Origin of the sequence: Corallococcus sp. CA053C (assembly GCF_003611675.1) — a bacterium.
Taxonomy (GTDB): domain Bacteria; phylum Myxococcota; class Myxococcia; order Myxococcales; family Myxococcaceae; genus Corallococcus.
Window position 1 is genome coordinate 1 of sequence record NZ_RAWA01000083.1, and the last position, 20,441, is coordinate 20,441.

Annotated in this window: 15 protein-coding genes; 11 read left to right on the top strand and 4 right to left on the bottom strand. The window is 69.3% G+C overall.

Going from position 1 to position 20,441, the window contains the following annotated elements; all coding sequences use genetic code 11:
* On the top strand, positions 1–1,063 hold a 1,063-nt coding region (locus tag D7V97_RS13975), incomplete at its 5' end, for an NAD-dependent epimerase/dehydratase family protein (protein ID WP_233582776.1).
* Between the two features lie 25 nt (positions 1,064–1,088).
* Here the strand turns inward: D7V97_RS13975 and D7V97_RS13980 are convergent.
* Positions 1,089–1,262 carry a hypothetical protein gene (locus tag D7V97_RS13980; RefSeq protein WP_199728803.1) on the bottom strand — a complete coding sequence of 58 codons (174 nt, stop codon included), beginning with the start codon at positions 1,260–1,262 and terminating at the stop codon, positions 1,089–1,091.
* Positions 1,263–1,267: 5 nt separating this feature from the next.
* Positions 1,268–2,149, bottom strand: a complete 882-nt coding sequence (locus tag D7V97_RS13985) for a GGDEF domain-containing protein (protein WP_120611128.1) — start codon at positions 2,147–2,149, stop codon at positions 1,268–1,270.
* A gap of 208 nt (positions 2,150–2,357) precedes the next feature.
* Between D7V97_RS13985 and glgC the strand changes: the two genes are divergently transcribed.
* The gene (gene glgC / locus D7V97_RS13990; RefSeq protein WP_120611129.1) at positions 2,358–3,587 is read left to right on the top strand and encodes a glucose-1-phosphate adenylyltransferase; all 1,230 of its coding nucleotides are present in this window, start codon (positions 2,358–2,360) and stop codon (positions 3,585–3,587) included.
* A gap of 33 nt (positions 3,588–3,620) precedes the next feature.
* On the opposite strand, the gene D7V97_RS13995 is transcribed toward glgC, so the two are convergent.
* Complete coding sequence (locus tag D7V97_RS13995; protein WP_120611130.1) at positions 3,621–4,091, bottom strand: hypothetical protein; 471 nt, start codon at positions 4,089–4,091, stop codon at positions 3,621–3,623.
* Between the two features lie 94 nt (positions 4,092–4,185).
* Positions 4,186–5,346 carry an adenosine deaminase gene (gene add / locus D7V97_RS14000; protein ID WP_120611131.1) on the bottom strand — a complete coding sequence of 387 codons (1,161 nt, stop codon included), beginning with the start codon at positions 5,344–5,346 and terminating at the stop codon, positions 4,186–4,188.
* An 82-nt stretch (positions 5,347–5,428) separates the two neighbouring features.
* Here add and pilQ point away from each other — a divergent pair, with 82 nt between their 5' ends.
* The 9 genes from pilQ to D7V97_RS14045 all read left to right on the top strand — a co-directional run bounded on the left by pilQ (position 5,429) and on the right by D7V97_RS14045 (position 20,440).
* A complete protein-coding gene (gene pilQ, locus D7V97_RS14005) occupies positions 5,429–8,305 on the top strand; it encodes a type IV pilus secretin PilQ (RefSeq protein ID WP_233582777.1) in 2,877 nt (958 codons plus the stop codon).
* Between the two features lie 33 nt (positions 8,306–8,338).
* On the top strand, positions 8,339–8,995 hold the full coding sequence (locus D7V97_RS14010; protein WP_120611133.1) for a hypothetical protein: 657 nt from the start codon (positions 8,339–8,341) through the stop codon (positions 8,993–8,995).
* 38 nt (positions 8,996–9,033) lie between these two features.
* On the top strand, positions 9,034–9,396 hold the full coding sequence (locus tag D7V97_RS14015; protein ID WP_120611134.1) for a hypothetical protein: 363 nt from the start codon (positions 9,034–9,036) through the stop codon (positions 9,394–9,396).
* A 141-nt stretch (positions 9,397–9,537) separates the two neighbouring features.
* Entirely contained in the window at positions 9,538–10,119 is a 582-nt protein-coding gene (gene efp / locus D7V97_RS14020) for an elongation factor P (protein ID WP_120611135.1), read from the top strand.
* 42 nt (positions 10,120–10,161) lie between these two features.
* On the top strand, positions 10,162–10,749 hold the full coding sequence (gene accB / locus D7V97_RS14025; RefSeq protein ID WP_120611136.1) for an acetyl-CoA carboxylase biotin carboxyl carrier protein: 588 nt from the start codon (positions 10,162–10,164) through the stop codon (positions 10,747–10,749).
* Between the two features lie 72 nt (positions 10,750–10,821).
* Positions 10,822–12,207, top strand: a complete 1,386-nt coding sequence (gene accC / locus D7V97_RS14030) for an acetyl-CoA carboxylase biotin carboxylase subunit (protein WP_120611137.1) — start codon at positions 10,822–10,824, stop codon at positions 12,205–12,207.
* A gap of 192 nt (positions 12,208–12,399) precedes the next feature.
* Positions 12,400–15,546, top strand: a complete 3,147-nt coding sequence (locus tag D7V97_RS14035; protein ID WP_120611138.1) for a tetratricopeptide repeat protein — start codon at positions 12,400–12,402, stop codon at positions 15,544–15,546.
* 27 nt (positions 15,547–15,573) lie between these two features.
* Complete coding sequence (locus D7V97_RS14040) at positions 15,574–16,515, top strand: ExeA family protein (RefSeq protein WP_120611139.1); 942 nt, start codon at positions 15,574–15,576, stop codon at positions 16,513–16,515.
* A gap of 4 nt (positions 16,516–16,519) precedes the next feature.
* Positions 16,520–20,440 (top strand): translocation/assembly module TamB domain-containing protein, encoded by a 3,921-nt coding sequence (locus D7V97_RS14045; RefSeq protein WP_120611140.1) that lies wholly within the window; start codon positions 16,520–16,522, stop codon positions 20,438–20,440.
* Position 20,441 lies beyond the last annotated feature (1 nt).

Consider the following 20,441-nt stretch of genomic DNA (forward strand, 5'->3'; position numbering starts at 1 on the left):
CGCCCGCCCGCGCCCTGACGGGAGGGAAGGACTCGTGAAGCTGCTCGTCACTGGAGGCACGGGGTTCCTCGGCACGCACCTGGTGCCCAGGCTTTTGGCCGCGGGCCACGACGTGCGCCTCATCGCGCGCAACAAGCCCACCGGCGCTGCCTTCGCCGGGACGGAAGTCCTACAGGGCGACCTCAAGGACCGCGAGGCGGTGCGCCGCGCACTCGTGGGCGTGGACGCCGTCTACCACCTGGCGGGGCTCGTCTCCTTCCAGAGCAAGGACGCGCGGCGGATGTACGAGCTGCACGTGGACTGCACGCGCGAGCTCCTGCGCGACGTGCGCGAAGCGGGCGTGAAGCGCGTCATCCTGGGCTCCACCTCCGGCACCATCGCGGTGTCCAAGGAGGAGCGCGTGGGCACGGAGGACGACGACTACCCCATCACCACCGTCGCCAACTGGCCCTACTACCTCTCCAAGATCTACGAAGAGAAGCTGGCGCTGGAGTACTGCCGCAAGCACGCCATCCCGCTCGTGGTGATGAACCCCAGCCTGCTGATGGGGCCCGGGGATGACCGGCTGTCCTCCACCTGGACGGTGGTGAAGTTCCTCAACCGCGAGATTCCGTCCATGCCCGGCGGCGGCCTGTCCTTCGTGGACGCGCGCGACGCGGCGGACGCCTTCGTGCAGGCGCTCACCCGGGGCGAGGTGTACGGCCGCCACCTGATGGGCGTGAACATGGCGCTTGCGGACTTCTTCGACCGGCTCCAGCGCCTCACCGGCGTGCCCGCCCCGCGCATGAAGCTGCCCCGCGAGCTCAACATCTGGGGCGGCAAGCTGCTGGAGCAATGGGCGAAGGTGCGCGGCACCGTGTCGAAGCTCGACCCGCAGGAGGTCGAGATCGGCGAGCACTGGTTCTTCCTGGAGCCCGCCAAGGCCGAGCGCGAGCTGGGCTTCAAGGCCCGTGACGTGCACGAGACCCTGCTGGACACCGTGCAGTACCTCTACGGGAAGATGCCGCCGGGCAGCCTGCCGGGCACCCGCGGCCTGCTGGCCGGGACGCGCGAAGGCACCTGAGAAGCGCAGTGACGGTGTCCCCCGCTTAAGGGGACGCCGCGCCCTGCTGCGGCTTGCCGCTCACGCGCTCCACGAGCCGGGCGGCGCGCGGGTCGGTGTCCTTCTTGGCCCACACCCAGGCGGCGCCGAAGAAGGCGATGCCCAGGAGCACGAGGAGCAACCGGGCCAGGAAGGACGGCCCACCCGCTTCGGAGGCCATGCGCTTCAGCCCACCACGCGGTTGCGGCCCGTCTTCTTGGCCTTGTAGAGGTTCATGTCCGCCACCTTGATGAACTGGGTGGGCTCCGACATCTCCGGCGCCACTTCCGCGACGCCCAGCGAGATGGTGACCGGAATCTCCTTGTCCTCGAAGGTGAAGACCTTGTCCTCCACCAGCTTGCGGATCTTCTCCGCGAACATGCGCGCCTTGTCCGGCCCGTCCTCGGGCATGACGACGGCGAACTCCTCGCCGCCGTAGCGGGCGAAGCACTGCTCGCGGCGCACCAGCTTCTTGATGGACTGCGCCATCTCCCGCAGCACGTAGTCCCCGGCCAGGTGGCCGTGCACGTCGTTGATCTGCTTGAAGTGGTCGATGTCGAACATGAACATCGACATCGAGCGCTGGTACCGGTGCGAGCGGCCCATCTCCCGCTCCAGGTACTCCAGGAAGTAGCGCTTGTTGTTGATGCCCGTGAGACCGTCCGCGATGGTCAGCGTGTAGATGGTCTCGTGGTACTGGGTCTCGATGTTGTCGCCATCGAGGAACTTGAAGATGGACCCTCCCACCTTCACCAGGTCCCCGCTGCGCAGCGGCTGCGCCTGGAGCACCTCCTTGTCGTTCAGGTAGGTGCCGTTGGTGGACTGGAGGTCCTCCACGAACATCTTCCCCTGGCGACCCCAGATGCGGGCGTGGCGGCGGGACACGTTGTCCAGGTCCACCACGATGTGGTTGTGCTGGTCGCGACCGATGGTGAACTCGGTCTCTTCCAGCACGTACTTCTTGCCCAGCTCCGGTCCGTGGATCTGCACGAGACAGCACTCCGTGCCGCGCTCGGGTCCCGGGGTGAGGCTGGAGATCTTGGTGACTCGGGTTTGGTCGCCAGACATCGCGCCACCCACGCTAGCACGGAGGGTCCAGGGAAGCCACGCAAGCCGGGGGACGTCCCAGGTGGCGTCGGTCCTCCTACATCCCCTGAAACCGGGAAGAGAATCGGACCTGGGGGCCCCCCTGGCGGTTGGGCATTCAACGGAAAGGCCGCCAGGGCACGCACGGGCATTGTGGGATGGCGGACCGGGGCTAACGTGGCCGGCACCTATGTCAAAGCTGCTGGCCATGATTCTGGCGGGAGGCGCGGGCACGCGCCTGGAGCCACTGACGCGCGAGCGCGCCAAGCCCGCGGTCCCCTTCGGAGGGCGCTACCGCATCATCGACTTCGTGCTCTCCAACTTCGCCAACTCCGGCGTGTACCGGATGAAGGTGCTGACCCAGTACAAGAGCGACTCGCTCAACAACCACCTGTCACGCGCGTGGCGCATGACGGCGTTCCTGGGTCACTACGTGGAGGCGGTGCCCGCGCAGATGCGCACCGGCCTGGACTGGTACAAGGGCAGCGCGGACGCCATCTACCAGAACCTCAACATCATCACGGACGAGGAGCCGGACCACATCTTCGTGTTCGGCGCGGACCACGTGTACCGGATGGACGTCCGCAAGATGCTGGACTTCCACATCGAACGGAAGGCCGCGTGCACCGTGGCGGCCATCCCCGTCCCCATCGAACAGGGGCGCGAGTTCGGCATCATCAAGGTGGGGCCCGACGGGCGCATGCTGGAGTTCCTGGAGAAGCCCAAGGACCCGCCGCCCATGCCGGGCAACCCGAAGATGTGCCTGGCGTCCATGGGCAACTACCTCTTCACCACCGACACGCTGGTGAAGGAGGTGGTGCGGGACGCCGCGGACGAGGCGAGCGCGCACGACTTCGGCAAGTCCATCATCAGCGAGCTGTACAAGCACGCGCCCGTGTACGTGTACGACTTCGCCCAGAACACGCTGGACGGCCAGGAGGAGAAGGAGCGCGGCTACTGGCGCGACGTGGGGAACATCGACGTCTACTACCAGTCCAACATGGACCTGGTGGAGGTGGACCCCATCTTCAACCTCTACAACGACCGCTGGCCCATCCACACGCAGCCCAACAACTATCCGCCGGCGAAGTTCGTCTTCGCGGACGCGGACAACAAGCGCGTGGGCAAGGCGACGGACTCGCTGGTGGCGGAGGGCTGCATCATCTCCGGCGGCAGCGTGCACCGCTCGGTGCTGTCGCCCAAGGTGCGGGTGAACTCGTATTCGGAGGTGGAGGACTCCCTCCTCTTCGAGAACGTCACCATCGGCCGCAGGTGCCGCATCAAGCGGGCCATCATCGACAAGAACGTGGAGATCCCGCCCGGGATGACCATTGGCTACGACGCGGCGGAGGACAAGCGCCGCTTCCACGTCACCTCCGGCGGCGTCGTCGTCATCCCCAAGGGGATGAAGGTCACCTGACGGTTGACTCGCGTGAGGCGGAAGGCCCCTTCCCTAGCGGAAGGCGGCCTTCACGTCCGCGCGGTTGAGCACCACCAGCGCCCAGACGCCCGGGATGATGCCCAGGCCGCAGCACGGCCCGCAGCACGGGATGCAGCTGAGGATGGCGGCCGTCATCGCGAGGCCGTAGCTCTGCAGGTTCTTCATCTTCCACGCGCCGAAGACGACCAGGCCGTTGAGGATGAGCCCGGGCAGCGAGCCCAGGATGCGGAAGCTGGGCGACGAGACGAAGCCCAGCATGCCGCGAATCTTCTCCTGGAGGTCCGGCGGGTACTGGGCCAGGGCGGCGTTGATGGCGTCCATCTGCGCGGCGCTGGAGCCGGCGCTGCCCACCATGCCGTAGAGCGAGTACAGGACCCAGAAGCCGCCCATCACCAGCATCAGGATGGCGGGGACGGAGAGGTCCTGGGCTGCCTTCGCGCGATTGGGGCCGGAGTCCGGTGGAGCTTGGGTGTCATCCATCATCCCTGCATTCCACCCGGGCCCGGGCCCCGCGCGCCAGGACAAACGACCACCCGCCGCCCGTGAGTCACCCCGGGCGGCGTGGGGCGCGGCGCGCTCAGGCCGGCTGGCGCAGCGCGGACGGGCGCTTCTCGAAGGCGGCGAGCGTGGTGGCGATCTCCTGGTTCACCTGCCGCAGCATGTCCTGCTTCTCCCGGAACGGCAGGAAGGCGCTCTTGAAGCCGGACACGATGATGGTGGTGAGGTCCTCCAGCGACAGGCCCAGCTCGCGGTGGGCGAGCCACAGCTCCTTCGTCACGGTGGTGTCGGTGATGAGGCGGTTGTCGGTGTTGATGGTCACCCGCAGGCCGTAGTCGAAATAGAACTTGAGCGGGTGCGACTCCAGCGACGGCACCGCGCCCGTCTGCACGTTGGAGGACGGGCAGACCTCCATGGGGATGCGGTGGTCGTTGACGTAGTTGAGCAGGTCCCCGTCCTCGCGCAGCCGGGTGCCGTGGCCGATGCGGTGCGCGCCCAGGGAGTGGATGGCCTGGGAGATGGACTCGGGGCCGTAGGCCTCGCCCGCGTGGGCGGTGCAGTTGACGTTGTTCTTGAGGATGAGGCGGAAGGCGTCCAGGTGGTCCTTGGCCGGGAAGCTGGCCTCCGCGCCCGCCAGGTCGAAGCCGACGACGCCGCGGTTCTTGTACGCGACGGAGAGCTCCGCCAGCCGCATGGACGTCTGGGGGTTGATGTGGCGGATGCCGCAGACGATGACGGCGCACTTGATGCCCGTCTCGCGCTTGGCGGCCCGCAGGCCCTCCAGCACGGAGTCGATGACCGTGGTCATCTTCAGGCCCTTCTGGAGGTGGAGCGCGGGCGAGTAGCGCACCTCCAGCCAGCGCACGTTCTCCGCGGCGGCGTCCACCGCCAGCTCGTAGGCGGCGCGGTAGAGGGCCTCGGCGGTCTGCAGGACGGAGAGCGTCACGTCGAACGCGACGAGGTACTCCTCCAGGCTCTTGCACACCTGGCCCATGTGGATGGCCTTGGCGAGCCCGTCCTCGGTGTCCGCGAGCAGCTTCACCTTCTGCTGCTCGGCCAGCTCCAGGATGGTCTTCAGGCGCATGGACCCATCGAGGTGGCAGTGCAGGTCCGTCTTGGGCAGCGCGTGGAGCAGTTCCTCCGTCACCGCGAGCATGGGGGGCGGGATGATGTCCGAGCGTCGGGCGGAGGACGGGATGCCGGTGGCGTTGGGGGTTTCGTCTTCACGAATCGTGGGCATGGTCGAAGTTCCTTGCTTGCGTCATCCTCCCCAAACCATGCCGTCTCGCGCGTGTCCACGCCTGCCCCGGTTGCCCTGCCTGATGTTGACGCTGGCCGTCATGGCGTGTCAGCGGTCGCCGGTGGACGAGGCCTTCCGCTTCTCCAGTGACGCGTCGTCCCGGACGGGGCTCGTCGCCCTGGCGGACGGCGTCCTCCTGGGCAACGAGGCAGGCACGGTGCTGCGCCTGGACCGCGAGGGCAGGCCGGTGTGGCGTGTCGGACTGGGCCGCGAGGTGGCGGTCGCGCCCGTGGTCGCCGGGAGCGCGGTCATCGCCGGCACGGTGGTGGGCGACGTCGTCTGCCTGACGATGGCGGACGGCAAGGAGCGCTGGCGCCTGGGGGGCGGGTTCCCCGTGCTCACGCCCCCAGTGGTGGACGACGCGGAGCGCACCGTGTTCCTGGTGGCGCCCGACGGCGAGGTGCTCGCCCTGGCGGTGGACTCCGGGCAGGTGCGATGGAAGCGGCCGGCGCCGAAGGTTTCCGAGCCGAGGGAGCCGCGCGAGCCGGGCGTCGTCGCGGCCCCTGCTTCGGGTCCTGGGGCTCGGCCGGAGGGCGCGCTGCACCCCGCGCCGGTGCTGGTGGAGGGCGTGCTGGTGGTGGCGCTCGGGGCGTCCGGGCTGTGGGCGTTGGATCCGGAGAGCGGCGTGGCGCGCTGGTCCCAGCCGGTGACGGACGTGGTGGGGCTGGACTCGGAGCGCGACACCGTCTTCGTGGCCACGCGCCCCGGGCGGGTGCTGGCGCTGTCGGTGAAGGACGGGAGCACGCACTGGGAGCAGCGCTTCGCGGACGGGGTGACGGGGCCTCCCGCGCGAGCCCTGGGCGCGCTGTGGCTGGGCGCCGACGGCGACATCGCCCGCTACGAGGTCCTGGAGCTGGTGGATCCGCCCCGGCTCGCCGTGGACGTCTACGGCGTGGGCCTGAGCGCGAAGGCGCCCAAGGTGAAGGGCAACCTGCTCAAGGACGTGCGCGTCGGCGCGCACGAGGACAAGGTGCGCCTGGTTCTCGTGGCGAAGGGCGACATGCCGGCCTACCGCGTGGACCGCTCCGAGCGCGGCCTGGAGGTGGTGCTGGGCGCCGCGGTGGCGCGCAAGCCGAAGCCCGCCCAGGCCCGCGACGCGGTGGCGGAGACCGAACCCCTGCGCCCGCAGCCCCTGCCCGTGGAGGCTCCGGTGAAGCCGCAGCCCGCGGTGGCCGTGGCCCAGGCGCCCGCGCAGCCCCAGGCGGTGGAGATCAAGGACCTGTCCTTCGACGAGAGCCCCACCGGCGGCCGCATCCAGCTCAAGCTGTCCGGCGCGGCGGTGTGGAAGGTGGACCGTCCGGACCCGCGCAGCGCGGTGCTGACGCTGGAGAACGCGCGGCTGCCCAAGAAGCTGGAGCGCAGCCTGGACACCAGCGCGCTCGACACGCCGGTGAAGATGATCAGCGCCTTCAGCGTGCAGGGTGAGGGCCGCAAGGTGCGCGTGGTGGTCGCCGCGGACGGCGCCATCGAGGAGAACGTCACCCAGGGCGCCAACAGCCTGAGCTGGCGGCTGGACGTGCAGGGCGTGAAGACGGAGGAGGTCGCCGTCACCCAGCGCACCGCCGGCTTCACGGCCGAGGCGCCGGCGTACGCGGCGGAAGGGGCGCCCCAGCAGGCGCGCTACCGCGGCAAGCGCGTGTCCTTCGAGTTCAAGGACATCGACATCCAGAACCTGCTGCGCGTCATCGCGGAGATCTCCAAGCGCAACATCGTCGTCGCCGACGACGTGGGCGGCCGCGTGACCATCCGCCTGCGCAACGTGCCCTGGGACCAGGCGCTGGACCTCATCCTGCGCACCAAGCAGCTGGGCCAGGAGCAGGTGGGCAACATCATCCGCATCGCGCCGCTGAAGACGCTGGAAGAGGAGGCGCGGCTGCGCCAGGAGCGCAAGAAGTCCCTGCAGGCGCAGGAGGACCTGCTGGTCAGCCTGGTGCCGGTGAACTACGCGGTGGCCGGGGAGATGTCGTCGCGGGTGAAGGACGTGCTCAGCGACCGCGGCTCGGTGACGGTGGACACGCGCACCAACGTGCTCATCATCAAGGACATCCGCTCCAACACGGAGAAGGCGCGCGCCCTGGTGCGCAGCCTGGACACGCAGACGCCGCAGGTCCTCATCGAGAGCCGCATCGTGGAGGCGAGCACCACCTTCAGCCGCCAGCTGGGCGTGCAGTGGGGCGGTCAGGCGCGCCTGTCGCCGGCCACCGGCAACCCCACCGGCCTCATCTTCCCTAGCACGGTGGGCGTCACGGGCGGTTCGCCGGGTTCGGCACCGGGCGTCCCCACGGTGCCCAACTTCGCGGTCAACCTGCCGGCGGCCGTGGGTGAGGGGCTCGGTGGCGCCATGGGCTTCGCCTTCGGCTCCGCGGGCGGTGCGCTGCAGCTCAACCTGCGCCTGTCGGCGGCGGAGACGGAGGGCACGGTGAAGACCATCTCGTCGCCCAAGGTCACCACGCTGGACAACAACACGGCCCGCATCAGCCAGGGTCTGTCCATCCCGTTCAGCCAGACGTCGGCGGGCGGCGTGAACACCACCTTCATCGAAGCGCGCCTGTCGCTGGAAGTCACGCCGCACATCACCCAGGACGGCAGCATCCTCATGTCCATCTCGGCGCAGAACAACCAGCCGGACCCGTCCAACACCGGCGCCAACGGGCAGCCCTCCATCCAGCGCAAGGAGGCCAACACCCAGGTCCTGGTGAAGGACGGCGACACCACGGTCATCGGCGGCATCTACGTGCGCCGGGGCAGCAGCTCGCGCGACACGGTGCCCTTCCTGTCGAAGATCCCCGTGCTGGGCTTCTTCTTCAAGAGCACCACGGAGACGGATGAGCGTCAGGAACTGCTCATCTTCGTCACGCCCCGCATCCTCAACCGGCAGACCATCGCGCAGAGCCTCTAGAGGCATCGCGCCCTGATTGGGAGACTCATTCCAATGAAGCCCTTGTTTGTCGCGGCGTCCCTGGCCCTGGGCCTGTGTGCGTGCACCGAAAGCCCCCCCATCGTGCAGATCCTCCAGGCCAAGCAGCCGGACCCGGCCTGCAAGGTCGGGACGGATGCCCCTGGAATCGCGCGGGGTACCCTCAACCTCCGGTACACGAACGGCTACGTCCTGGGGCTCATCGTCAACAGCGTCTACTTCAACACCCCCACGGAGGTGAGCGGCGTCCCCCTGGATCCGGAGCCCGAGACGGGCGGCCAGGGCACCGCCTTCGTGGAAACGGTGAAGCTGACCTTCGAAACGAGCACGGGCGCTTCGATTCCCGACCAGGAGGTTCCCTACACGGCGGGGCTCAGCCCCGGCTCCGAGGGGAACCTGCTGGTGCTCAACCTGATCCCCGCGGATGTCTATACCGCCCTGCTGCAGGCCGTGCCGACGAACTCGGACCCGGTCATGGTGGCGGCCACCATCCAGTTCAAGGGCACGTACGCGTCGGGGAACAGCAAGTTCGAGTCGAACGAGCTCAAGTACTCCATCGACGTGAGGAACGAGGACGTGGGCATTCCCGCCTGTGCGGCCGGGCAGCTTCCGGAGTCCGAAGCGCCGTGCGGCAACACCGGGCAGGATGGCACGTATCCCAGCTGCATCTAGCCTCGAGCCGAGGGTGCCTGCCACCTTCCGGGAAGACCATGTCCTTTCGCACGCACCTTGAAGCGGTGGTGAACCAGGTGGACGGAGCCCTCGCGTGCAGCGTGATGGGCTTCGACGGCATCTCCGTGGATACGTTCCAGAAGGACGAGGCCGCGGAGCTGGACGTCACGGGCACCTGGGTGGAGTACGCCAACCTGCTGACGCAGCTGCGCAACGCCGCCGAGTCCCTGAAGACGGGGACCGTGACCGAGGTGAGCGTCAACAGCGAGAAGGTCCTCACGGTGATGCGCCTGCTGACGCCGGAATACTTCCTGGTGCTGGCGATGCGCGCGGACGGCAATTTCGGCAAGGGCCGCTACGTGCTGCGCGTCACCGCGCCCAACGTGAAGGCGGAGCTGTAGCGCAAGGCCGCCCGGGCAGGGGCGTGTCGAGCCTGCCCGGCGACGCACCGTGGCGCTGATTTCCCCTTTGCAGGAAAGGGGGCATGGGCTAGACACCCCGGACTTTTCAGCGTTTTCGCCTGTCCGAAGGAGTCGGTCCGCATGGCCGGTTTTATCGATACGTCCGAGTTCCGCAATGGCTTGAAGATCGAGATCGACGGCGAGCCGTTCGTGATCGAGTACTTCCAGCACGTCAAGCCGGGCAAGGGCTCCGCCTTCGTGCGGACCAAGATTCGCAGCCTGCTCAGCGGTCGCATGCTGGAGCCCACCATGAAGTCCGGTGACAAGGTGGGCGTCCCCGACATCGAGCAGAAGGACATGGAGTTCCTCTACGCCTCCGGCGACGAGTACCACTTCATGGAGAAGAAGTCGTACGAGCAGACGTTCATCACCGCGGACGCGCTCGGCGATTCGAAGAACTTCCTGAAGGAGAACACCCAGGTCGAGGTGCTCTACTGGAACGGCAAGGCCATCTCCGTCACGCTGCCGAACTCCGTGGACCTCAAGGTCATCAAGTGCGACCCGGGCGTGCGCGGCGACACGGTGTCCGGCGCGCTGAAGCCCGCCACGCTGGAGACCGGCTACTCCATCAACGTGCCCCTGTTCATCAACGAGGGCGACGTGCTGAAGATCGACACGCGCGAAGGCGGCAAGTACCTCACCCGCGTGTCCAGCGCGGGCTAGTAGGGTAGCGGCCGTCACCTGGCGACTCCGGGAGGGATCTCAATGGCAACGAAGCGCAAGGCAACCCGGGCGGCAGCGCCCGCGACCACCTCTTCCGGACGGGACGCGGGAGCCACGTCCCTGGACGTGGAGGCCCTCCGGCAGATCGTGGAGATCCTGGAGGCCTCGGACGTCACCCGGCTGGTGTGGACGCGGGGCCCGGAGAAGCTCTACATCCGCCGCGGGCACGCGCCGGAGACCACCATCGTGCACCACACGGGCTCCTCGGGACCCGGCGTGACGGTGTCGCCGCCGGTGGAGTACGCCGCGCCGTCCGCGCCCCGTGCGGCCGCGTCCCCCGCGCCCGTGTCCGGCACCCTGGCCGCCCCTGAGAAGCCGGCGGAGAAGCCGGGCCACCAGGTGACCAGCCCCTTCGTGGGGACGTTCTACCGGACCCCCGCGCCGGACCAGCCCGCGTTCGTGGACGTGGGCTCGGTGGTGCGCAAGGGGCAGGTGCTCTGCATTGTCGAAGCGATGAAGCTGATGAACGAAATCGAGTCCGAGGTCTCCGGCCGTATCGCCGAGGTCCTCGTGGAGAACGGTCGCCCGGTGGAGTTCGGTCAGGCGCTGTTCCGCATCGAGCCGGCCTGAGTCCGCTGTCCCAGGGCGCGTCCGGCCCGCCTGGGGCTGGATGCGCCCCAGGCCCTCTCAAGGAGCACGGACGTGTTCAAGAAGGTGCTGGTCGCCAACCGCGGGGAGATTGCCCTGCGGGTCATCCGCGCATGCCGTGAGCTGGGCATCGCCACCGTGGCGGTGCACTCCACCGCCGACGCCAACGCGCTGCACGTGCGCTTCGCCGACGAGGCGGTCTGCATCGGACCGCCGCCGTCGAAGGAGAGCTACCTCAACGTGCCGCAGCTGCTCTCCGCGGCGGAGATCACGCGCGCGGACGCCATCCATCCCGGCTACGGCTTCCTGTCGGAGAACGCCGAGTTCGCGGAGGTCTGCGAGAACTGCAAGATCCGCTTCATCGGTCCGCGCCCGGAGATGCTGCGGCTGATGGGCAACAAGGTGAGTGCGCGCCGCGCGGCCCGGGAGGCGGGCATGCCGCTGCTCCCCGGCAGCCCCGGCGTGGTGAAGGATCCGCGCGAGGCGGAGGCCTTCGCCAAGGAGATCGGCTTCCCGGTCATCCTGAAGGCGGCCGCGGGCGGCGGCGGCAAGGGCATGAAGATCGTCCGCGAGCCGGGTGTGCTCGCGCAGGCGTTCTCCACCGCGCAGGCGGAGGCCCTGGCCAGCTTCTCCAACGGCGACCTCTACATCGAGCGGTACGTGGAGAAGCCCCGCCACATCGAGATCCAGATCGTCGCCGACGAGCACGGCAACATCGTCCACCTCAATGAGCGCGAGTGTTCGGTGCAGCGCCGGCACCAGAAGCTCATCGAGGAGTGCCCGTCGCCCGCGCTCACGCCGGAGCTTCGCCAGAAGATGGGCGAGGTGTCCGTCAACGCGATGAAGAAGCTGCGCTACAACAACGTGGGCACCATCGAGTACCTGCTCGACGAGCACGGGCAGTTCTACTTCATGGAGATGAACACCCGCATCCAGGTGGAGCACCCCGTGACGGAGCTGGTCATGGGCGTGGACCTGGTGCGCGAGCAGATCCGCATGGCCTACGGGCACCCCCTGCGCTTCAAGCAGGAGGACGTCCAGATCCGCGGGCACGCCATCGAGTGCCGCGTGAACGCGGAGGACCCCGTCACCTTCGCGCCGTGGCCGGGGAAGATCACCGGCTACAGCGTGCCGGGCGGCTACGGCGTGCGCGTGGACTCGGCGGCGTACGAGAACTACACGGTGCTGCCGTACTACGACAGCCTGCTGTCGAAGCTCATCGTCCACGCGGAGGACCGCGAGACGGCCATCCGGCGGATGCAGCGCGCACTCTCCGAGTACGTGGTGGAGGGCATCCGCACCAACATCCCGTTCCACCGGGCCGCGCTGGCGGAGGAGTCCTTCCAGGAGGGCAACTACGACACGCGCTTCGTGGAGCGCCTCCTGGCGAGTGAAACCGGCTCCCGTCGGCTGAAGAAGGCCGTCGAAGAGACGCCGTAGTACTCGCAGGCACCACCGCGAGCAGCCCGCCAGGCGGACGACCGTCCGGGCGGGTGATCCGGCCCCGGGGGGTGGCAGGCTGTTTCTTGACCCGCATCGGAGGATTCCGTTAGCCTCCGAACCTCCCCCTCAGAGAAGGACTGAAACCCGCGAAGTTCCTCGGGGTTTCTGCCTGCCGGAAGCGCACGCTCGATGGACAAGAACAAGATCATCGAAGCCGCCGCGAAGCTGGTCGCGAAGGGCGCGTACGACAAAGCCATCAAGGAGTACCAGAAGGTCCTGGAGGTCGACCCGAAGGACATCCGGGTCCTCCAGAAGATGGGGGAGCTGTACCAGAAGAAGAATGACAACGCCCAGGCGGCGCACTTCTTCACCAAGGTCGCGGAGAGCTACTCCTCGGACGGCTTCTTCCTCAAGGCCGTCGCGCTCTACAAGCAGGTCCTCAAGCTCAACCCGAACCTGCTGGAGGTGAACCTCAAGCTGGCGGAGCTGCACCAGCAGCTGGGGCTGATGTCGGAGGCGATGGCGTACTTCCAGATCGTCGCCAACCACTACGACAAGGCGGGCGACACCCGCTCCAGTCTCGACACCCTCAAGAAGATGGTGGATCTCGACCCGGAGAACGTGGCGTCGAAGATCAAGCTCGCGGAGTTGTACGCGCGCGAGAGCATGACGAAGGAAGCGGCGCAGGAGTTCAAGCGCGCCGCGGAGTACCTCAAGCGCAACAGCCGCGCGGACGACTGGCTTCGCGTCGCCGAGCGGCTCTCCGCGCTGGAGCCGGAGAACCTGCCGCTCGCGAAGGAGCTGGCCGCGTCCTACCTGCAGCGCGGCGACCAGAAGCGCGCGCTCGCCAAGCTCCAGGTCTGCTTCAAGGCGGACGGCCGCGACGTGGAGACGCTCACGCTCCTGGCGCAGGCGTTCCAGGGGCTGGGCCAGGTCTCCAAGACGGTGTCCGTCTACAAGGAGCTCGCGAAGATCCACCAGGAGCGCGGCCGCACCGCCGAGGCCGACGGGGTGTGGACGCAGATTGAACTGCTGGAGCCGCAGGACCCGGATCTCATCGCGCGCCGGGGGCCTGTCGCGGAGCCGGAGCCGGAGGAGCCGGAGCCCGCGGAGGAGCACAGCGCGCCCGCATGGAACGCCCCCGCTGCTTCCGCGCCCTCCCGTCCCGCGCCCGCCGCGCAGCCCGCGGCCGTCCTGCCGCCGCCTCCCGCCGGGATGAGTCGCGAGCAGCTGGCCAAGCTGCTGACGGAGACGGACGTCTACGTGAAGTACGGGCTCCACGACAAAGCGCTCGAGCACCTTCGCAAGGTGTTCGCGGTGGATCCGGAGAACCTGGACGCGCACGAAAAGGCGTACCACATCTACGTGGCGGCCAATAACGGCGCGCAGGCGTCGGAGCAGCTGCTCAACGTGCTGCGCCTGTGCACGCGCCGCGCGGACGTGCCGCGCGCGCAGCCGTACCTCGCGACCATCCTCCAGGAGAACCCGGCGCACCCGGAGGTGCCGGCCTTCCTGTCCGTGCTGCGCTCGGAGGGTGGGGTGGTGGCGCCGGTGGCCGCCCCCAGCGTGGAGTCGTTGGAGGAGGACGCCATCCTGGTGGACTCCAACGAGGACGAGATCCTCGTCGCGGAGCCGCCGGACGACGCGCTCGCGCAGCCCGAGGGTGACGAGCTGGCGCTGGCGGCGCTGAGCCACGGCACGGACTCGGATGAGATCGTCGACGACGATGTCGCCGAGACGACGCTGAGCGGCGAGGAGGCGGTGATGGGGGAGCCCATCAGCTCCTCCGAGAACGCCATCTACGACCTGCCGCCGCAGGACGACCTGGTCGTCGGCTCTGACGACGACGCGCTGGTGCTGGCGGACGAGCCGGGCCTGGGCGACGCCGAGGACGAGCCGCTGGTGGGCCCGGACGACGCGCTGTCGTATCCGGCCGACTCCTTCGAGGACCTGGGCGGCGACGAGCCCATGGTGCTCGCGGACGACGAAGGCGGCATGTCGCTGGGCGACGAGGAGGAGTCGCCGCCCACGCGCATCCTCTCCCCGTCGCGCGCGCTGCTCAACGAGGCCGCGCCGGACACGCTGCAGCTTCCGACCCTGGACGACGACGGCGACGGCGACGCGGCCCCCATGTCGCTGGGCGAGGACGACGACGCGCCCACCCGCGTGGGGATCGCGCCGCTGGACGCGTCCTCGCTGGACGAGTCGTTTGACGACACGTCGTTCGCGGACGTCGCGCCCCCGGCGGACTACGACGCGGGCGCGCAGCTGGGCGACGACGAGGACGACGAGCCCACCGCCGCGCACCTCGTGCTCGCGCCGCTGGAGGCGCAGGCCTACGCCGAGCCCGAGCCGGAGCCTGAGCCCGAGCCGGAGGAGACGCCGGAGCCCGAGGCCCTGGAGGAGACGCCGGAGCCCGAGGCCGAGCCGGAAGAGGAGCCCGCGTCCGAGGAGTGCGACGAGGCGTCGTTCTTCCTCGACCAGGGTCTGCTCGAAGAGGCGCGAGAGATTCTGGAGACCATCGCCATCGCCTTCCCCGGCCACGTGCGCGCCGGGGAGCTGATGGCGCGGCTGGAGGAGATGGAGGCCGGTGGTGCCGCGGCCCCCGAGGACGAGGCTCCGGCGGAGCCCCTGTCCGTGCCGTCCGTGCAGCCGGTGACGGAAGGGTTCCACGACGAGGCGTCCGGCGAGCGCGACGCGTTCGACCTGGCGGCGGAGCTGGCCGGGGAGATCGACGACCTGGGCGGCGACTCGCTGGCGGCGGTGCCCCCGGCGGACGAGGACTTCCAGTACTCGGTGGACGAGGTCTTCGCCGAGTTCAAGAAGGGCCTCGCCAAGGTGGTGAAGCCCGAGGACGTGGACACGCACTACGACCTGGGCATCGCCTACAAGGAGATGGGCCTGCTCGACGACGCCGTCCACGAGTTCGAGGTGGCGCGCCAGGGCTCCCTGGGCACCAAGCGCGAACTGGACTGCCTGACGATGATTGGGATGCTGCACACGCTGCGCGGCCGGCCGGACGAGTCCGTGGAGGTCTTCAAGGAAGGCCTGGCCAACGTGCTCGCGGTGGGCGAGGTGGCGAAGGCCCTGGGCTTCGAACTGGCGAGCGCCTACGACGCGCTCAACGAGCCGGGCAAGGCGCTCTTCCACTTCCAGCGCGTGGCGGCCATGGACGCGAAGTACCGCGACGTGGGGTCGCAGGTGACGCGGCTGGCGGCGGTGACGCAGCCCGAGGAAGACCCGCTGCCCCACGCCGGGAGCAACGTGCCCGCCGCCGCGCCGACGCCGGTGCCCGCAGCGGGCGCCCCCAAGGCCCGCAAGGTAGGCTACGTGTAGCGCGTTGCCGAGAGGACCGGCGAGCCCATGACGACCTACCTCGACTACTTCGAACTCACCCAGGAGCCGTTCTCCAACGCTCCGGTGAGCCGCTTCTATTACAACTCCGCGCAGCACTCGCAGGCCCTCACCCGGCTGATGCACGCCGTGGGCTACATGAAGGGCCTGTCCATCCTGGTGGGTGACATCGGCGCGGGCAAGACGACGCTCGCCCGGCGCATGCTCGACTCGCTGCCCGAGTCCGAGTACGAGGCCGCGCTGCTCGTCATCATCCACTCGGGCATCACCGCCCAGTGGCTCCTTCGCCGCATCGCGCTCCAGCTGGGCGTGGAGAACCCGGCGCAGGAGAAGCTGGCGCTCCTGTCCCAGCTCTACCAGCGCCTGCTGCAGATCTACGAGTCCGGCAAGAAGGCCGTCGTCCTCATCGACGAGGCGCAGATGCTGGAGACGCGGGAGATCATGGAGGAGTTCCGGGGGCTGTTGAACCTGGAGGTCCCCGAGCGCAAGCTCATCTCCTTCGTCTTCTTCGGCCTGCCGGAGATTGAAAAGAACCTGAAGCTGGACCCGCCGCTCGCCCAGCGCGTGGCGCTCCGCTACAAGCTGGAGCCCTTCACGGCGGAGTCCACCGAGGCCTACGTGAAGCACCGGCTGCGGCTGGCCGGGTGCCCGCGCATGCCCTTCACGCCGGAGGCGCTGCTGGCCGTCCACCAGCACTCGGGTGGCACGCCGCGCGTCATCAACACCCTGTGCGACAACGCCCTCTTCGAGGCGTTCCTCGTGCGGCAGGAGGCCATCGACGCGGAGCTGGTGCACCGCATCGGGACGAACCTGGGCCTCCAGGGCGGCTCGGCTGCTCCCCTGGCAGGCGAGCGAGCGGGCGCTCCCGCCACGTCGCTGCCTCGGACGGCGAACACGAAAATCGATCTGGCGGAGATCGACCGCTACCTCGAGGGACTCGGTAAGCTCTAGGGGCGTGTCTCCCCCCAGCCGCAACGGTGCGCGCAAGGCGCTCTTGTTGGTGCTCCTCGTCGTATCGGGGAGCATCCTGCTGTTGCGTCAGCCGTTCACCTGGGAAGCCGCCTGCACGGTGGCGCGCAGGAACCTGCCGGACGTGCTGGGGATGGACGTCGGCATCGGCCGGTGCGAGTTGGATCCGCTGGGCTCCCGCGTGGTGCTGCACGGTGTCTCGCTGTTCGCGCCCGGCTCCGACACGCCGCTGTTCGCCGCGGACGAGGCGGAGGTGGCGCTGGGCTTCATGTCGCCCCTGTCCCGCCGCTTCATGCTGGGCCACGTGCGCGTGCGCCATCCGCGCGTGGTGTTGGACCTGTCACACCCTTCACCCACGAAGCCTTCTCAAGACGGGACGTGCCCGCTCACGCCGCTGGAGCACGTGGGCGTAGGGCGGCTGGACATCACCGGCGCGGAGGTGCGGCTCGCGCTGCCCGAGGGCCGCGGCGTGGAGGTGTCCCAGCTGGACGTGGGCTGGGTGGAGCGCTGGGGCGTGATGGAGCTGGAGCTGGGCGCGCGGCGCGGCGTGGTGCGCCTGGGTGAGGACGGCGGCGAGCTGGCGCTGGGGCGGCTGGCCTTCACCGGCGCGTTGGATCCGGACGAGGGGCTGCTGGACGTGGAGCGCGCGGAGGTGACGCTCGACGACGTCTCCGCGACGGTGTCCGGCCGCGTGGAGACGCTGTGCCATCCCACGCTCGCGCTGGACGCGCAGGTGTTCCTGCCCTTGCGCACGCTGTCGCAGGCGAAGCTCCTGCCGCGCCCTGCCACGGGCCATGTGTGGACGCGCCTGTCCATCACCGGGAAGCCCTCCGCGCTGGTGGTGGGCGCGGACGTGTCCGCGAGCAACCTGGCCTATGAGCGCTACGGCCCGCTGAGCGTCACCGCGCGCCTGTCGTACGCGGGGGACCGCGTGCGCGTGGAGGCGCTGGAGGTTCCGCTGGGGGGCGGGAAGGTGAAGCTGTCGGGCGCGCTCACGCTCACGCCAGAGCTGCCGGTGGACCTGTCGCTCCAGACGGAGGAGGCGTCCTTCGGGCGCATCCTGGAGCGCGCGGGCGTGGCGGGCTCATGGGTGGACTTCCCCGCGACGGCGAGCGCGCACCTCACCGGGACGCTGCTGCCCCGGCCGTCCCTGTCTGGGCCGTTGGACCTGCGCACGGGCCGCTTCGTGCTGGCCACGCGCGCGTTCGATTCTCCGGTGCACGCGGGCAAGACGCTGCTCACGTTCGAGCGGGGCCGCGCGCAGACGGCGGTGAAGCTGCAGGGCGACCGCGTGTCCTTCTCCCGCCTCACGGTGGAGTCCGGCCGCTCGCGCGTGCATGGCGAAGTGACGCTCTACTTCGACACCGCGCGCGGCCTGGACATCCAGGGCAACGGCGACCTGGAGCTGTCGGACTTCGGCCACATCGCGGAGCTGCCGTGGGCCGGGCGCGGGTCGGTGAACTACTCCGTCGTCGGGCCCTACTCGGACGTGAAGGTGGACGCGAGCCTGTCGCTGCGCGACTTCGTCTTCTGGGGCTTCGGCCTGGGCGTGACGCAGGGGAAGCTGTCGTACTCGGATGGCGTGCTGTCGTTCCCGTCGCTCACCGGCCAGAAGGGGCGCACGCAGTACTTCGGCAAGGGCGCGCTCACGTTCGCGCGGCTGCTGCACCTGCGCCTGGACCTGAACGTGCCGCAGGGCCGCACGGAGGACCTGGTGGACCTGGTCGCGGGCCTGAGCCCGTCCATCGCGGTGCTCCAGGGGCAGTTCGGCGGCGCGGCGTCCGGGCGCGTGGAGATCGACAGCCCGCTGGAGAAGCTGGAGGGACTGGTGGCCTTCGACCTGAAGGACACCACGTACCTGGGGCGCCGGCTGGGCGCGGGCGCGGCGCGGCTGCGCTTCGTGGACGGCAAGGCGATGGTGCTGGAGCGCACCATCCTGGACGGCCGGCTGGGGCGCACCTGGGCGGAGGGCACCTTCGCCTTCGCGGGCGGCCTGGACTACCGCTTCGGCGGTGAGAACCTGTCGCTCGCGGAGGCCGTGGGCCCGGAGACCGCGGAGGCGATGGGCATCCAGGGCACGCTCGTGCTCGCGGGCACCGTGGCGGGCACCGCGGACGCACCCGACATCCAGGCCACGCTGAAGGGGCCGCGCGTCACCTTCGCCTCGCGCGACCTGGGCGCCATGGACCTGACGATGCACCAGCTGGGCAAGGCGCTGCGCATCACCGGGCACCCGTTCCGCGATGCGCAGGGCTCGCTGTCCATGACGGTGAAGGAGCCCTACCTCTTCGAGTCCACGATGGACCTGCTGCTGCCGGAGATCCGTCCGCTGCTGCCCCAGGTGCCGGCGCTGGAGGGCGTCACCGGGATGCTCGCGGGGCGCGTGACGGCGCAGGGGCAGCTCTTGCAGCCGGACGCGTACCAGGTGGCGGCGACCCTGCGGGAGCTGTCGCTGGCCCGGGGCGACCTGCGCGGACGCAACCAGGCGCCCATCGTGCTGGCCTACGCCGGAGGGCGGCTGGACGTGCAGACGTTCCGCTTCAGCGGCGCGTCGGTGGACGTGACGCTGGGCGGGTGGCTGGGCCGGCGCGGGATGAACATGAGCCTGCGCGAGGGCCGCATGGACGTGCGGCTCCTGGAGCCGCTCTTGCCGGGCATGGAGCGCGTGGGCGGCCAGCTGCGCGTGGACGCGGAGGCCACCGGCACGCTGGAGGTGCCGTCGGTGGTGGGCACCGCGGAGTTCTCCGACGTGCGCATGTCCATGCGCGACCTGCCCTTGAGCGTGCGCGCCATGTCCGGGCGCCTGGAGATGACGGGCCAGCGCGTGCTCCTGGAGCACTTGCAGGCACAGGTCAACGAGGGGCAGGTGTCCGCGCGCGGCGACATCCGGCTGGAGCGCTTCGTGCCCAAGCGGCTGGCGCTGACGCTGCAACTGGACGCTGTCCCGTACCGGATGACGGAGGACCTGCCGCTCACGGTGTCCGGCCTGTTGCAGGTGGTGGGGCCGCCCACCGGGCCCACCGTCACGGGTGGGCTGGACATCGTGAAGCTGCGCTACCAGAAGCCGCTCGACATCGAGTCGCTGCTCAAGGCGATGCAGAAGAAGCCGTCGCTCGCCATGGGCGGCGGGGGCGAGCGAGCGCGTGACGCCTTCTTCACCTGGGACGTCAACGTGCACTTCGGCGACGTGCGCGTGGACAACAACCTGGCGAAGGCGCGGCTGTTGGGCGACGTGCGGCTCACCGGCACGGACGTGAAGCCGGGCCTGCTGGGCCGGGTGGAGGCGGCGGAGGGCAGCCAGGCGTTCTTCCGCAACAACCTCTTCACCATCGAGCAGGGGCAGCTGGAGTTCCGCGACGCGTCCGGCATCGACCCGGTGTTCGAGGTGCAGGCGCAGACGCAGGTGCGCGAGTTCGTGGTGAAGCTGCATGCGTTCGGCCGGCCGGCCAACCCCCTCATCGTCCTGTCGTCGGAGCCGGTGCTCACGGAGGGTGACATCCTGTCGCTGCTGACACTGGGCGTGACGAGCGCGGACAAGGACACGGCGGCGTCGGCGAGCTACGGTCTGGCGGCGGAGGCCCTCTTCAACGTGTCGGGCCTGGACCGGCAGGTGCGCCGCTTCCTGCCCAGCAACCCGGTCCTCAGGGATTTGTCCCTGCAGATCGCCACCACCTACAACGACGCCACGAGACAAGCGGAGCCCACCGCACAACTTGAGTCGAAGTTCCTCTCCGAGCAGCTTAAAATCGGGATGACCCAACCGGTGAGTGGGCGTGGCACCCGGGCACGCGCTGAGTACCGCTTCGACGACCGTCTTTCCGCACAGGCCCAGTGGGACAACGAGAACAGCCAGGCGTCGTTCGGAAACCTCGGGCTCGAGCTGAAGCTGGGCTGGGAGGTCGAGTAGC